Origin of the sequence: Allokutzneria multivorans, assembly GCF_039537405.1 — a bacterium.
Lineage (GTDB): Bacteria > Actinomycetota > Actinomycetes > Mycobacteriales > Pseudonocardiaceae > Allokutzneria > Allokutzneria multivorans.
Window position 1 is genome coordinate 1,088,725 of the sequence record NZ_BAABAL010000005.1, and the last position, 12,671, is coordinate 1,101,395.

At 70.4% G+C, this 12,671-nt stretch carries 17 protein-coding genes; 9 read left to right on the forward strand and 8 right to left on the reverse strand.

From position 1 onward, the window contains the following. The first annotated feature begins 34 nt into the window (after positions 1-34). Positions 35-1,420, forward strand: a complete 1,386-nt coding sequence (locus ABD798_RS09120) for an FAD-binding oxidoreductase (protein WP_344872608.1) — start codon at positions 35-37, stop codon at positions 1,418-1,420. 15 nt (positions 1,421-1,435) lie between these two features. Here the strand turns inward: ABD798_RS09120 and ABD798_RS09125 are convergent, their stop codons facing one another. The 6 genes from ABD798_RS09125 to ABD798_RS09150 form a co-directional block, all read right to left on the reverse strand. Then, on the reverse strand, positions 1,436-2,173 hold the full coding sequence (locus ABD798_RS09125) for a hypothetical protein (RefSeq protein WP_344872610.1): 738 nt from the start codon (positions 2,171-2,173) through the stop codon (positions 1,436-1,438). Positions 2,174-2,211: 38 nt separating this feature from the next. Continuing rightward, entirely contained in the window at positions 2,212-2,889 is a 678-nt protein-coding gene (locus ABD798_RS09130; protein WP_344872953.1) for a DedA family protein, read from the reverse strand. 66 nt (positions 2,890-2,955) lie between these two features. Beyond that, positions 2,956-3,228: a hypothetical protein gene (locus ABD798_RS09135; RefSeq protein WP_344872612.1), complete on the reverse strand. Its 273-nt coding sequence runs from the start codon at positions 3,226-3,228 to the stop codon at positions 2,956-2,958. An 18-nt stretch (positions 3,229-3,246) separates the two neighbouring features. Continuing rightward, a complete protein-coding gene (gene nagA / locus ABD798_RS09140) occupies positions 3,247-4,392 on the reverse strand; it encodes an N-acetylglucosamine-6-phosphate deacetylase (protein ID WP_344872614.1) in 1,146 nt (381 codons plus the stop codon). Then, entirely contained in the window at positions 4,389-5,309 is a 921-nt protein-coding gene (locus tag ABD798_RS09145) for an ROK family protein (RefSeq protein WP_344872616.1), read from the reverse strand. Before ABD798_RS09145 ends, nagA begins: the two co-directional genes overlap by 4 nt. Before the next feature lie 53 nt (positions 5,310-5,362). Further along, on the reverse strand, positions 5,363-5,968 hold the full coding sequence (locus ABD798_RS09150; RefSeq protein WP_344872618.1) for a SigE family RNA polymerase sigma factor: 606 nt from the start codon (positions 5,966-5,968) through the stop codon (positions 5,363-5,365). Between the two features lie 143 nt (positions 5,969-6,111). Here ABD798_RS09150 and ABD798_RS09155 point away from each other — a divergent pair, with 143 nt between their 5' ends. Further along, the gene (locus ABD798_RS09155; RefSeq protein ID WP_344872620.1) at positions 6,112-6,393 is read left to right on the forward strand and encodes a YciI family protein; all 282 of its coding nucleotides are present in this window, start codon (positions 6,112-6,114) and stop codon (positions 6,391-6,393) included. A gap of 11 nt (positions 6,394-6,404) precedes the next feature. Here ABD798_RS09155 and ABD798_RS09160 read toward each other — a convergent pair whose 3' ends face one another. Continuing rightward, the gene (locus tag ABD798_RS09160) at positions 6,405-6,917 is read right to left on the reverse strand and encodes an RNA polymerase sigma factor (RefSeq protein ID WP_344872622.1); all 513 of its coding nucleotides are present in this window, start codon (positions 6,915-6,917) and stop codon (positions 6,405-6,407) included. A 161-nt stretch (positions 6,918-7,078) separates the two neighbouring features. Here ABD798_RS09160 and ABD798_RS09165 point away from each other — a divergent pair, with 161 nt between their 5' ends. Beyond that, on the forward strand, positions 7,079-8,056 hold the full coding sequence (locus tag ABD798_RS09165) for a response regulator transcription factor (protein WP_344872624.1): 978 nt from the start codon (positions 7,079-7,081) through the stop codon (positions 8,054-8,056). A gap of 217 nt (positions 8,057-8,273) precedes the next feature. Here the strand turns inward: ABD798_RS09165 and ABD798_RS09170 are convergent, their stop codons facing one another. Further along, the gene (locus ABD798_RS09170) at positions 8,274-8,663 is read right to left on the reverse strand and encodes a hypothetical protein (protein WP_344872626.1); all 390 of its coding nucleotides are present in this window, start codon (positions 8,661-8,663) and stop codon (positions 8,274-8,276) included. Between the two features lie 158 nt (positions 8,664-8,821). Between ABD798_RS09170 and ABD798_RS09175 the strand changes: the two genes are divergently transcribed. The 6 genes from ABD798_RS09175 (at position 8,822) to fbaA (ending at position 12,599) form a co-directional block, all read left to right on the forward strand. Continuing rightward, positions 8,822-9,211, forward strand: a complete 390-nt coding sequence (locus ABD798_RS09175) for a MerR family transcriptional regulator (protein ID WP_344872628.1) — start codon at positions 8,822-8,824, stop codon at positions 9,209-9,211. Continuing rightward, complete coding sequence (gene trxA, locus ABD798_RS09180) at positions 9,184-9,522, forward strand: thioredoxin (RefSeq protein ID WP_344872630.1); 339 nt, start codon at positions 9,184-9,186, stop codon at positions 9,520-9,522. The genes ABD798_RS09175 and trxA overlap by 28 nt, the downstream gene beginning before the upstream one ends. Before the next feature lie 118 nt (positions 9,523-9,640). Further along, entirely contained in the window at positions 9,641-10,153 is a 513-nt protein-coding gene (locus ABD798_RS09185; protein ID WP_344872632.1) for a snapalysin family zinc-dependent metalloprotease, read from the forward strand. 58 nt (positions 10,154-10,211) lie between these two features. Continuing rightward, entirely contained in the window at positions 10,212-10,736 is a 525-nt protein-coding gene (locus tag ABD798_RS09190) for a hypothetical protein (RefSeq protein ID WP_344872634.1), read from the forward strand. Positions 10,737-10,798: 62 nt separating this feature from the next. Beyond that, positions 10,799-11,446, forward strand: a complete 648-nt coding sequence (locus ABD798_RS09195; protein WP_344872636.1) for a dihydrofolate reductase family protein — start codon at positions 10,799-10,801, stop codon at positions 11,444-11,446. A 118-nt stretch (positions 11,447-11,564) separates the two neighbouring features. Next, positions 11,565-12,599, forward strand: coding sequence for a class II fructose-bisphosphate aldolase (gene fbaA / locus ABD798_RS09200; RefSeq protein ID WP_344872638.1), 1,035 nt, complete (start codon positions 11,565-11,567; stop codon positions 12,597-12,599). The last annotated feature ends 72 nt before the right edge of the window (positions 12,600-12,671 follow it).

Below are 12,671 nucleotides of genomic sequence, written 5' to 3' on the forward strand. Positions count from 1 at the left end.
GCCGAGCCGGGGCGCCTCGGTCTACGGTCGGTGCGTGGACACCGCCGCCCTCATCGACCAGCTCAAAGCCGCCATCGGAGCAGACGGGGTGCTGACCGATCCGGACGTCACCGCCGGCTACAGCCGCGACATGATGCCGCTGGCGCCGGTCGGCTCTCCGCTGGCCGTCGTGCTGCCGTCGGACACCGAGCAGGTGCGCCAGGTCGTCATGGCCTGCGCCGCCGCCGGGACGCCGATCGTGCCGCGCGGTGCGGGCAGCGGGCTCTCCGGCGGGGCCAACGCGATCGACGGCTGCGTGGTGCTCGTGACCACCAGGATGAACAAGATCGTCGAGATCGACGCGGACAACCGGCTCGCCGTGGTCGAGCCCGGCGTGATCAACCTCGACCTCCGGCAGGCCGTGGAGAAGCACGGGCTGTTCTACCCGCCGGACCCGTCGAGCTACGACTGGTGCACGCTCGGCGGCAACCTCGCCACCAATGCGGGCGGCCTGTGCTGCGTGAAGTACGGCGTCACCACGGATTCCGTGCTGGGCCTGGAGGTCGTGCTCGCCAACGGCGACGTGCTGCGCACCGGGCGGCGCACGGTCAAGGGCGTCGCGGGCTACGACCTGACCAAGCTCTTCGTCGGCAGCGAGGGCACGCTCGGCGTGATCACCAAGGCCACCCTCGCGCTGCGCCCGCTGCCCCAGGCGCCGGGCACCATGGTCGCGTCGTTCTCCTCGACGGCCGCCGCCGGAGCCGCGGTGAGCCGGATCGTCCGCGAGGGCCTGGTCCCGTCGCTGATGGAGATCATGGACGCGGCCTCGATCAAGGCCGTCGAGCAGCACCTCAACACCGAGGTCGGCGCGGGTGCGGGCAGCGCGGCCCTGCTGATCTGCCAGTCCGACTCCGGCGGCGAGGCCGCGCTGCGCGAGCTGGCCGCGATCGAGCAGATCTGCACCGACTCCGGCGCGGAGCTGGCGTACTCCACGACCGACCTCGAAGAGGGCCGGATGCTGCTGACCGCGCGGCGGGCGGTGCTGAACGCGCTGGAGGTCTACGGCTCCTGGCTGACCGACGACGTGTGCGTGCCCAGGACCCGCATCGGCGAGCTGATCAGCGGCTGCGAGGAGATCAGCGCGCGTTGCGGGCTGATGATCGCCGTCGTCGGCCACGCGGGCGACGGCAACATGCACCCCACGATCGTCTACGACGCGTCCTCGCCGGAGCAGTTCGCCAAGGCGCAGCAGGCCTTCGACGAGATCCTGGAGGTGGGCCTGAGCCTCGGCGGGACCGTCACCGGTGAGCACGGCGTCGGCAAGATCAAGCGCGAGTGGCTGGCCAAGGAGATCGGCCCGGTCGGCATCGAGGCGCACCGGGCGATCAAGAGGGCGCTCGACCCCGGGTCGGTGTTCAACCCGGGGTCGATGTTCAGCTGAGGTCGAGGAGTCCCGTCAGAGGTGCAGGGCCGGATCGGTGGCCAGCGCGGTGAGCTGCGCGGTGGTCAGCGCGATCTCCTTGCGCATCGGTCCCTGGTGCTCGTCGAAGATCGGGTCGTAGTCGTAGGCCGAGGTCCACACCACGCTGCCGTCGAGGCGGTAGTGCAGCGCGCACTCGATGCGCCGTGGCCCCTGGCTGGTCTCGTACGTCACCACCGCGTTGACCACCAGCGAGCCGTCCGCGAGCTTGGTCCCGGTACAGGAGGTGGGCGCGTTGTCCTCGCACCACTTGCGCGGCGACGGCGTGAAGTGGCCGGGTGCCTCGATCTGGTACGCCGTGGCGGTGCGGCCGATCTTGTCGTGGTAGACCGCCCACGTGGTCAGGTAGTCCTGGCCGTCGTGGATGACGCCCTCCCACTCCCCGCTCCACGGCGTGAACCGCAGGTCCTTCGCCTCGGTGACGACCTCCGGGAAGGACTTCGTCAGGCGGTTGCTCATGGCCGCGCCGAACTCGCGCAGCTTGTCGGCGGAGTGCTTGGGCGGGACGACCCCGGCGGGCGGCCAGGGGATGTCGGGCACCTCGCCGAAGCGCGCCGCGGCCGACGGGGCGGGAACCACGCGCCCGGCGTCAACGCCGATCCGGGGCGAGGTCGAGTCGGCGGGAGCGGCGGAGGCGGGCGGGGTGAGCAGGGAGACCGCCGCGAGGGCGCCCAGCGCGCTGGCGGCGAGACGGTGCTTCATCTTGGTGATCACGCCCTACTTACGGGCGTGATCACCAAGGGGTTGCACGCTCAGTCGCGGTAGGTCTCGAAGATCTGCGTCGAGTCGGCGGCCTCGCGCGCTTCGGCCTTCTTCTCCTTGCGCGCCTTGATCACCTCGATGATGATCGGCAGGATCGAGATGAAGACGATGGCCAGCAGCACGGCGGTGAGGTTGTTCTTCACGAACGCGACCCCGCCGAGGGAGTAGCCGAGCACCGTGATGCCCGCGCCCCACGCGATACCGCCGATGATCGAGTACGTGAAGTACTTCTTCGGGTCCATCCTGCCGACACCGGCCAGCGCGGTGATGAAGGTGCGCACCACCGGGACGAACCGGGACAGCACGATCGCCCGCGCGCCGTACTTCTCGAAGAACTCGTGCGTCTTGTCGACGTAGTCCTTCTTGAAGATCTTGGAGTTCGGCTTGTCGAACAGGGCTGGACCGGCCTTCCAGCCGATCGCGTAGCCGACGACGTTGCCGAGGATGCCCGCCAGCGTGATCAGCAGGCAGACCAGCCAGATCGGCGTGTTGATCGCGCCGCTCGCCACGAAGAGGCCCGCGACGAACAGCAGGGAGTCACCGGGCAGGAAGAATGCGAACAGACCGCATTCGGCGAAGACGATGAGGCAGATCCCCACCAGAGCGAAGTGGCCCATCGAGGTGATGATGTACTCGGGGTCGAGCCACTTGATGCCGAAGAGCGCCATCTCGGTCGTGGTGCTTGCGAGAGCGGGCAAAACGGTCGTCACGAGCGACCACGATACAGATTCGGGTCACAGCACGGACACGAGCCCGGCGACGGTCCCGACCGCCAGCCCGAGCAGCACGGCCAGCAGCAGGAGCGTCCTCGCCCGCAGCGGAGCCCGTTCGCCGTCCGTGCGCACGGTCGGCGGTTCGGAGTCGACGCGCTCGGTCGGCCCCGTGCCCATGATCGCGCGCAGGGCGGCCTCGGTCGGAACGCCGCTCGACCCGCTCGCCGGGGTGGAGGCGGCCTGCGCCCGCAGCGCTTCGGCTAGCAAGCGCTCCGGATCGTCTCCCTGGCCCATCCCTCCAAGGTAGCGGGGTCAGGCTGCCGCCGGGTCCACCCACCCGCCGCGGTGCAGCACGGAGCGCAGGCGCAGGTCGGCGTCCAGCACCACGAGGTCGGCCGCGAGCCCCGCGCGCAGCGCCCCGGTCTCCCCGGACAGCCCGAGCAGGCTCGCGGGCCGCGTCGAGCAGGCGAACGCGGCGTCGGACATGCTCAGCCCGGCGTTGACGACGGCGTTGCGGAAGGCGGCGTCCATGGTCAGCGTGCTGCCCGCGAGCGAGCCACCGGCCAGCGTCGGCACCCCGTCGCGCACGGTGACCTGGAGCCCGCCGAGCTCGTAGACGCCGTCGCCGATGCCCGACGCGGAGATCGAGTCGGTGATCAGCACGGTCCGCCCCGCGCCGGCGTGCCGCGCGGCCAGCCGCACCGCGGTCGGGTGCAGGTGCACGAGGTCGCAGATCAGCTCGACGGTGACGCGCTCGTCGTCCAGCAGCGCGCCGATCGGTCCCGGCTCGCGGTGGTGCAGCGGGCGCATGCCGTTGAACAGGTGCGTCGCCACCGTCGCCCCGGCGTCCACGGCTGGCCTGACCTGGGCTTCCGTCGCGTCGGTGTGCCCGATCGCCGCGATCACGCCGTTGTCGGCGAGCAGCCGGACCGCCTCGACGGCTCCCTCCAGCTCGGGCGCGAGCGTGATCATGCGGACCGCGCCGTCTCCCGCTTCGAGCAGCGTCCGCACCGAGTCGCGGTCCGGCGCGCGCAGCAACGCGGGGTCGTGCGCGCCGCACCGCGCGGCCGAGAGGAACGGTCCCTCCAGGTGCACGCCCGCGACCAGACCGTCCCTCGTGGCCTCGGCGAGCGCGGCGACCTGCTTGGCCAGCTCGGGGATCTCGCCAGTGACGAGGCTGGCCAGCATCGTGGTCGTGCCGTGCTTGCGGTGCGCGGCGACGGCGTGCGCGATCCGGTCGCCGTCGAGCGTGGAGAAGGACTCGCCGCCGCCGCCGTGGCAGTGGATGTCGACGAAGCCCGGGACGATCCAGTGGCCGGTGACGTCCACGACGTCCTCGCCGGGCAGCTCCGGCCCGGTCCCGGCGCCCAGCGCGGCGATCCGCCCGCCCGCCACGCGCAGCCACCCGGGGTCGAGCACCCCGTCCGGAGTGACGACCCTGCCGCCCACGAGCTTCATCGGCCCTCCCGCGCTTCGATGGCCATCAGCGCCGCCCCGAGGCACCCGGCCTGGTCGCCCAGCGCCGCCCGCCGCAGCTCGGGCCGTCGCTGGATGGTGATCAGCTCGTCCAGTCGCGCGCCGAGCGGTCCGGTCAGCAGCTCCCCCGCCATGGCCAGCCCGCCGCCGAGCACGACGGCCTGCGGGGCGAACAGCGTCGCGAGCTGGGTGATCGCCCTGGCCAGCGCGTCCACCGCCTCGCCCCAGACCAGCTTGGCGTCGGCGTCGCCCGCCCGCAGCGCGGTGGCCACGTCGATCGCTCCGCTCACCGTGCGACCGCTGCGCTCGGTGTAGCGGCGGGCGACGGCCGAGGAGGAGGCGATGAGTTCGAGGCAGCCGCGCTGCCCGCACGCGCACTCCGGCCCGTCGGCGATCACCAGGTGGCCGATCTCCCCGGCGTAGCCGCCGCCGGAGTGCGGCCGACCTCCGATGATCAGCGCGCCCGCGATCCCGGTGCCGATGGGCAGCACGACCAGGTCGTCGAAGCCCTGACCGGCGCCGAGCCGCGCCTCGGCGAGTCCGCCCGCGCGCACGTCGTGGCCGAAGGCCAGCGGCCCGGCGATCTTCGCGGCGAGCGCCTCGCCGAAGGGGTAGTCCCGCCAGCCCAGGTTCGCCGAGAACACGCCGACCCGCCGTTCGTCGTCGACGATGCCGGGCACGACGACGCCCACCGCCTCCGGGCGCTCGCCCTCGCTGAGCACGGCGACGATGTCGGCGACCTCCGCCACCACGGCTTCGGCGGTCGCGGTCCCGTCGGCGAGTTTCGGCGTGGCCCGGCGCAGTTGCCGGAGCACGGACGGCACCGGGCCGCGCGCGAGGGCGGCCTTGATCTCGGTACCGCCGACGTCGACCGCGACGACCGCATGTGAGCTGGACACCCTGGCATCCTGCGGTACCGGGCGGTGCTTGGTCTAGACCTTTCCGGGCGGCCTCAGGTCTTGATGATCTTCTGGAGCGCGTCGAGCGCCCTGCTCGCGGTGGACTTCACCGTTCCGCGCGAGATGCCGGTGGACTCGGCGATCTCGGCCTCGGACATGCCGCCGTAGTAGCGCAGCACCAGCACCTCGCGCTGGCGCGGCGGCAGCTGGCCGAGCGCGGCGACGACGGCCTGGTGCTCGGCGGTGAGCATGGCCAGCGACTCCGCCGACCTGGCGTTGATCATGTGCGGCGGCTGGTACTCGCGGGCGGTCTTGCGGCGGCGCAGTACGGAGCGGCTGCCGTTGACCACGGCGGTGCGCAGGTAGCCGACGGCCGCGGCGCCGTCGCGCAGGCCGGACCAGTTGCGGTAGAGCCCGGTGAACGCCTCCTGGACCACGTCCTCCGCGGTCGCGGCGTCGTCGACGAGCAGCACGGCGAGGCGGACCAGGCGCATGCGGTGCTGGCGGTAGAGGTCCTCCAGCGTGAGGGTGCTCCCGCCCTGGCGGTCATCGGGGTCGAGCGCCCTGATGTGGCCGAGTGTCCGCTCAACCGTCTGTTCGACGGTGACCGGCCTCGGACCGGATTGTTGACCCAGGCCCCGCGCGTCGTCCCCTACCACGCGACGACCGTACCGAGGTTGGTCACCTCCGTGGCAACCAGCTTGGGAGAAGTCCCAGAAAACGTGACCTTCCACAGTCGGTCGGTCACTCAGCGCAGTGGTCTAGCGTTCGGCGGGAGATCATCCGAGGTAGGAGGGCCGTCATGGCGCGCTTCGTCGTGCAGTGGGAGTACAGCGCGGACCGGGACACGCGGTACGCCGCCCGCCCCGAGCACCGGGCGCACCTCGGCGCGCTCGCCGAGCGCGGGATCGTGCTCGCCGCCGGGCCGCTCGCCGACGACACCGGCGGCATCGTGGTCTTCGACACCTCCGACGCCGAAGAGCTCCGGGGACACCTCGCCGCTGATCCTTACACCAAGGCGGGCGTGATCGTGAAGACCACCGTGACCGAGTGGAACCCGGCGCTCGGAGCCTGGCTCGCGTAGCTCCAGGGCGTTCATGCCAGCGCCTCCCTGAGGGTGGTCCGCATCCGGTGCAGCCGGGCGCCGACCGCGCCCTCGGAACTGTGCAGGATCGTCGCGATCTCCCGGTGCCGGAAGTGCTCGTGCACCTTGAGGTGCCAGACCAGCTGGTCGGTGCTCGGCAACCGGGAGAACGCGCGCCTCAACCGGCTCAGCGCCTCGCCCGCCGTCACGACCTCGGCCGGATCGCACGCGTTCGCTCGGGGTTCTCGCGATTCCCGTGGGACTTCCGCCCATTTCTTCTTCGCTCGCAGCAACGCGTAGCACTCACGCCGCACAATCGTCGCGAGCCAGTGGCCGACGGCATCGAGATCGCTGAGCTGGTGGCGTTTTCGCCAGGCTCGCAGATATGCGGCCTGAACGGCGTCCTCGGCGTCGTACCGGTCCCCGGTGATGGCCCTCGCGATCACCAGCGCACCCGGCCGGAAGCGGATCATGCTCGCTGTGAAGTCCGCGTCATAGTTCTCGTCCGAGCTCTCGTCCGACATCTGCCACCGTCCCCACATCGGGGTGTTCCGCCCCGCGTTCCCCGGTTTTCACACGATGGAGACGCTATTTTCCGACGTGGGGTGAACCAATGGGCTCAAGTGCCCATTGCGCTGGTGGGGGGCTCGAAGTAGCCTGACGCACCCTCGTGGGGGAGGTGGGGATGCGCGAGGATCAGATCGCTTTCCTGATCGAGGCCGGCGCCGTGCTCGGCGGCTCGGCCGGTTCCTCCGAGAAGGCGCAGGAGATTCTCGCGGGCCTGCGGAAGGTCGTTCCCTACGCGGCGTCCAGCCTCTCGACTTTCCACGGTTTCGACGTCGACCACAAGTCGCTCGTCAACATCGACTACCCGGCTCACGTGCTCGACCACCTCGACTCGTGGTTCGTGCGCAACGATCCCGCCTACGAGCACATGCGGAAGGTGAACAACCGGCCGCTGCGCTGGCGGGACACGCCTTTTCCGTATCGGGAGACCTTTTCCGCGCAGGAGGTCTTCCTGCCCGCCGGGTTCACCGAGGGCGTCACCGTCTGCCTCTACAACCGGCTCGGCGTCTACACCGGCAACCTGCACATCTCCACCGACGACCCCCGCCACCCGGCCGACTCCGACGTCGCGGTGCTGGTCGCCATGCAGACCATGCTCGGCGGGCTGGTCGACCGCACGCGGTCCTTCCCGCCGCCGGTGTGGGAGGTCGACGACGCGGTGAACGCCGTCTGCTTCTACCCCGGCCCGGTGATCGAGGGCGTGCCCGGCAGGCCGGTCGGCCCACACCTCGCCGAGGGATCGCCGCTGGTCAGGATGCTGCTGGCGCGCTACGCGAGGCAGCAGCTGCCGCAGCGGTTCTGGTGGCACTCCGGCGGCGGCGTGCTGCACGCGGTCACCACGACGCGCTGGGAGGACCGCGTGCTCGTGCTGGAGGAGGTCGCCGAGCCGCCGTTCGGGCTGAGCGTGCGCGAGCTGGAGGTGCTGACCCTGCTCGTCGACGGCCGCACCAACGTCCAGGTCGCCACCGCGCTGCTGATCTCGCCGAAGACCGTCGCCAAGCACGTCGAACGCGTGCTGCACAAGATGGACGTGCGCAGCCGCACCGAGGCCGCCGTCCGCGCACAACGCGCCGGGCTGGTCCTGCTCAGCGCCTGAGCACTAGTCCTTGTCCTGCAAGTCGTCGGGTTCGCCGGTCTTCAAGACCCACAAACCCCCGCCCCCACCGTCTTCAACGACGGCACACCCTCACCGAGCAGCGGGGTGTGCAGTGGTTGACGATGATCGAGAGGGGGGTTTGGTGGTCTTGAAGACTGGCGTACCCCTGGCGGCGCCGTGATCGGGATGTGCGGCTCAGCCACTCGCAGGACAGCGGCTAGTCCTCCGGCGGCCAGCGCTTGATGAAGGCCAGCACCATCTTCCCCTGGTCGGTCAGCTCGCGGCCCTTGCCCTTGCACGGTTCGCAGGCGGGGTGGGTGTTGGCGGTGATGTAGGCCCTGGTGATCACCGAGTCGCCCTCGCGCAGCTGGAGGTACTCGACGTAGTTGAGCACCTCGTCCTCGCCGCGCTCGGCCGCGTACTTCTTCAGCTCGTCCCACTCGTCGGCGATCTCGTTGATCTTCGCGGCGACCGGGGGCGCCAGCAGGAACCGCTCGGCGCGCCTTCGCTTCCGGAACGCCTCCTCGCCGATGTGCTCGATCTCCGGCTCGGTGTTCTTCCCGCTGCCCTCGCAGACCGGGCACGGCACGTCCAACACCAGCTCCACCGCAGCGCCTTTCCCCGATGTGACTGCTCGTGCCCGAAAGGCTACTGAGGGTCGGCCTGCCGTGGTGCCCGGCGCACCCGTTGGTGTGCCGGAATCTGCCGGAAACCCTGGCGTTGACATCGGCGTCAAGGTCTAGCGTCGCCGAGCGGGAGGCGGACATGCGCATCGGAGAACTCGCCGAGAAGGTCGGCACCAGCACCAGGGCCCTGCGCTACTACGAGAGCCAGGGCCTGCTCGGTGCCAGGCGCGCCGCCAACGGCTACCGCGACTACGACGAGCTGGACCTGCGGGTCGCCCGCGAGATCCGCTCGCTGCTGGACATCGGGTTCGCGCTGGAGGAGACCCGGCCGTTCGTCGCGTGCCTGCGCGCGGGCAACGCCGCCGGTGACGCGTGCCCGGACGCGGTCGCGGTCTACCGCCGCAAGATCGAGGAGATCGACGACTGCGTCGAGCGACTGCACGCCGTCCGCTCCCACCTGGAGGGCCAGCTCGAACGGGCCAAGGAGCACAAGGAGAAGACATGTCCGCGCCTGCGCAGGAACACCTGACCGCCGTCACCGACGCGAACTTCGAGGAGGTCGTGCTCGGCAGCGACCTGCCCGTGGTCGTCGACTTCTGGGCCACCTGGTGCCCGCCGTGCCGGATGATCGCGCCGGTGCTCGCCGAGATCGCCGCCGAGCACGCGGGCGAGGTGCGCGTGGTCAAGCTCAACTACGACGAGAACCCCGTGGTCGGCGCCCGCTACGCCGTCATGTCGCTGCCCACGCTGCTGGTCTTCGACGGCGGCGAGCTGGTCCGCCGGGTCGTCGGCGCCAAGCCCAAGACGAGGTTGCTCAAGGAGCTGGGCATCACCGACTGAAAGGTGAACGAGACCCGACTATCGGCCCTGCCAGCACGTCGAGATCACGAATTAGCGTCGAAGCCACCGGCCACCTGAGGACCCCGCTTTCCCTGCAACAGCAAGGAGAACTCAGAAAATGGCACTCTCACACCTTCGACGCGCGGTGATCGGTCTCGTCGTGGCGATGCCACTGGCGGCAGGCATGCAGGTCGCCGCGTCGGCCGCTCCCGCGGCCCGCACCGTCTACTTCGACAACAGCCAGGCAGGCGAGTTCGCCAAGGCCTGGGAGGACGCCGCGGTCGTCTGGAACAACAGCGTCAAGAACGTGAAGCTGGCCAAGGGCACCTCGGCCAACTCCTCGATCAGGATCCTCGTCGACAACGGCTGGCCGCGCGCGCAACCGGGCCGACTGGGCTCCGGCACCGTCTGGATGGGCCGCACCGCGGTCAACCAGGGCTACCACGTGCCGCGCATCGCCACCCACGAGCTGGGCCACATCCTCGGACTGCCGGACCGCAAGCCCGGTCCGTGCTCCAGCCTGATGTCCGGCAGCACCGGCGGCGTCGGCTGCAAGAGCGTCGCGCCGAACGGCGCCGAGGCTGCCGAGGTGGACCGCAACTTCGCGGGTTCGCGCACAGCAGCGGCCTAGCCACCGCACGTGACGGCGGGATCGGCCCGACTCCGGTCCCGCCGTTTACGCTGCCCGGATGGAGTTCTCCGTCGGTGACGTGCACGTCGTGTTCTCCGCCGACCGCCTCGGCGGGCTCGACGATGCCGCTCTCGTCGAGGAGGTCGTGGACCCCGAGGCCGACGCGACCGTGTTCCTGCTCGCCGGGCGCGCCGACGCGTGGCCCTCGCTCGGCCTCCGCGTCGCCTACGCCCCTTCCGTCGGAGGCTTCCCCTTCGCCGTGCACGTGGTCCCGGAGACCGGCGTGCTCTTCGTCGGCGCCGGTCGCGGTGTGCACGCCTACCAGCTCGATCCTCCGCGTCCGCTGTGGCACGACGAGACCGACTGCGGCTTCTGGAGTTGGTCCCAGCACGGCGGTGTCGTGCTGATGTCCGCCGAACTCGAACTCGCCGCGTGGACGGCCGAGGGCGACAAGCTGTGGTCGACGTTCGTCGAACCCCCGTGGTCCTTCACGGTCACCGACGGCGTGGTCTCGCTCGAGGTGATGGGTGAGCTGAGCGCGTTCCCCGTTCTCGGCGGGCCGAGTGTGACCGGCGTCTCCTAGGCTCGGCGATGAGTTCGCCCGCTCCGCGCGGTCCAACCATCACCCGAGCGCAGGAGGAACGCGTGGCGCAGCTGCTGAAAGTCCAGAACTTCAACGTCTCTCGGGACGGGTTCGGCGCCGGTGAGGGCCAGAGCCTGGAGCGACCGTTCGGCTCCGCCGACCCCGGCGCCATGTTCTCGTGGGCGGGCGCGACGGCGAGCTGGCCCAACCGCACCGACCCCGGCGGCAGCCGAGGTCTCGACGACTACCTCACCCGCGACTTCGCCAACAACATCGGCGCGGAGATCATGGGGCGCAACAAGTTCAGCCCGCAGCGGGGCCCGTGGGAGGACCACTCCTGGCAGGGCTGGTGGGGCGAGGAGCCGCCCTTCCACACGCCGGTCTTCGTGCTGACCCACCACGTGCGGCCGTCCTTCACCCTCTCCGACACCACCTTCCACTTCGTCGACAGCGACCCCGCGACAGTGCTCAAGCAGGCGAAGGAAGCCGCGCAGGGCAAGGACGTCCGGCTCGGCGGCGGTGCGGCCACCATCCGGCAGTTCCTGGACGCCGACCTCGTCGACACCCTGCACGTCGCGGTCTCGCCGCAGGTGGAGATCGGCTCCGGCTCGCGGCTGTGGACCTCCTCGGACGAGCTGCTCGACCGCTTCCACCGCGACGTCGTGCCGAGCCCGAGCGGCGTGGAGCACCACCTCTTCTGGCGCAGGTGACGGCCGCTCTTGATCGATGTGGTCGGTGTGTGAGGGTGGTTACGGCACGTCCTCGTAGGATGCAGCGGAGACGGCGTCGCCCCGAGCCAGCAGAACGCCCACGAGGAGGACGTTTCCCATGCCGATCGCAACCCCCGAGGTCTACGGCGAGATGCTCGACCGGGCCAAGGCGAACGAGTTCGCCTACCCCGCGATCAACGTGACCTCGTCGGAGACCCTGAACGCCGCGCTGCGCGGTTTCGCCGAGGCGGAGAGCGACGGCATCGTGCAGATCTCCACGGGCGGCGCGGAGTTCCTGTCCGGCACCAAGGTCAAGGACATGGTCACCGGAGCCGTCGCGCTGGCCGAGTTCGCGCACGTGGTGGCCGAGAAGTACCCGGTCAACATCGCGCTGCACACCGACCACTGCCCCAAGGACAAGCTGGACGGCTTCGTCCGCCCGCTGATCGCGGTCTCCGAGGAGCGCGTGGCCAAGGGCCTCAACCCGCTGTTCCAGTCGCACATGTGGGACGGCTCCGCGGTCGCGCTCGACGAGAACCTCACCATCGCCACCGAGCTGCTCGCCCGCACCTACAAGGCCAAGATCATCCTTGAGCTGGAGGTCGGCGTCGTCGGCGGCGAGGAGGACGGTGTCGACAACGAGATCAACGACAAGCTCTACACCTCCGCAGAGGACTACCTGAAGACCGTCGACGCGCTCGGCGCCGGGGAGAACGGCCGCTACCTGCTGGCCGCCACCTTCGGCAACGTGCACGGCGTCTACAAGCCGGGCAACGTCAAGCTGCGCCCGGAGATCCTCAAGCAGGGCCAGGACGTCGTCGCGGAGAAGCTCGGCCTTCCCGCCGGTTCCAAGCCCTTCGACCTCGTCTTCCACGGCGGCTCCGGCTCGCTGCTGGAGGAGATCCACGAGGCGGTGTCCTACGGCGTCATCAAGATGAACATCGACACCGACACCCAGTACGCCTTCACCCGCCCGATCGCCGCGCACATGTTCAGCAACTACGACGGTGTGCTGAAGATCGACGGCGAGGTCGGCAACAAGAAGGTCTACGACCCGCGCAGCTACCTCAAGGCCGCCGAGCAGGGCATGGCCGCCCGCATCGCGCACGCCTGCGAGAACCTGAAGTCCGCGGGCCGCATGATCGCGGGCTGACCCGCACCACGCTCCGCGTTTTCGCAGAACGGCCCGGTACCCGCGACGGGGTGCCGGGCCGTTCTCGTCCCG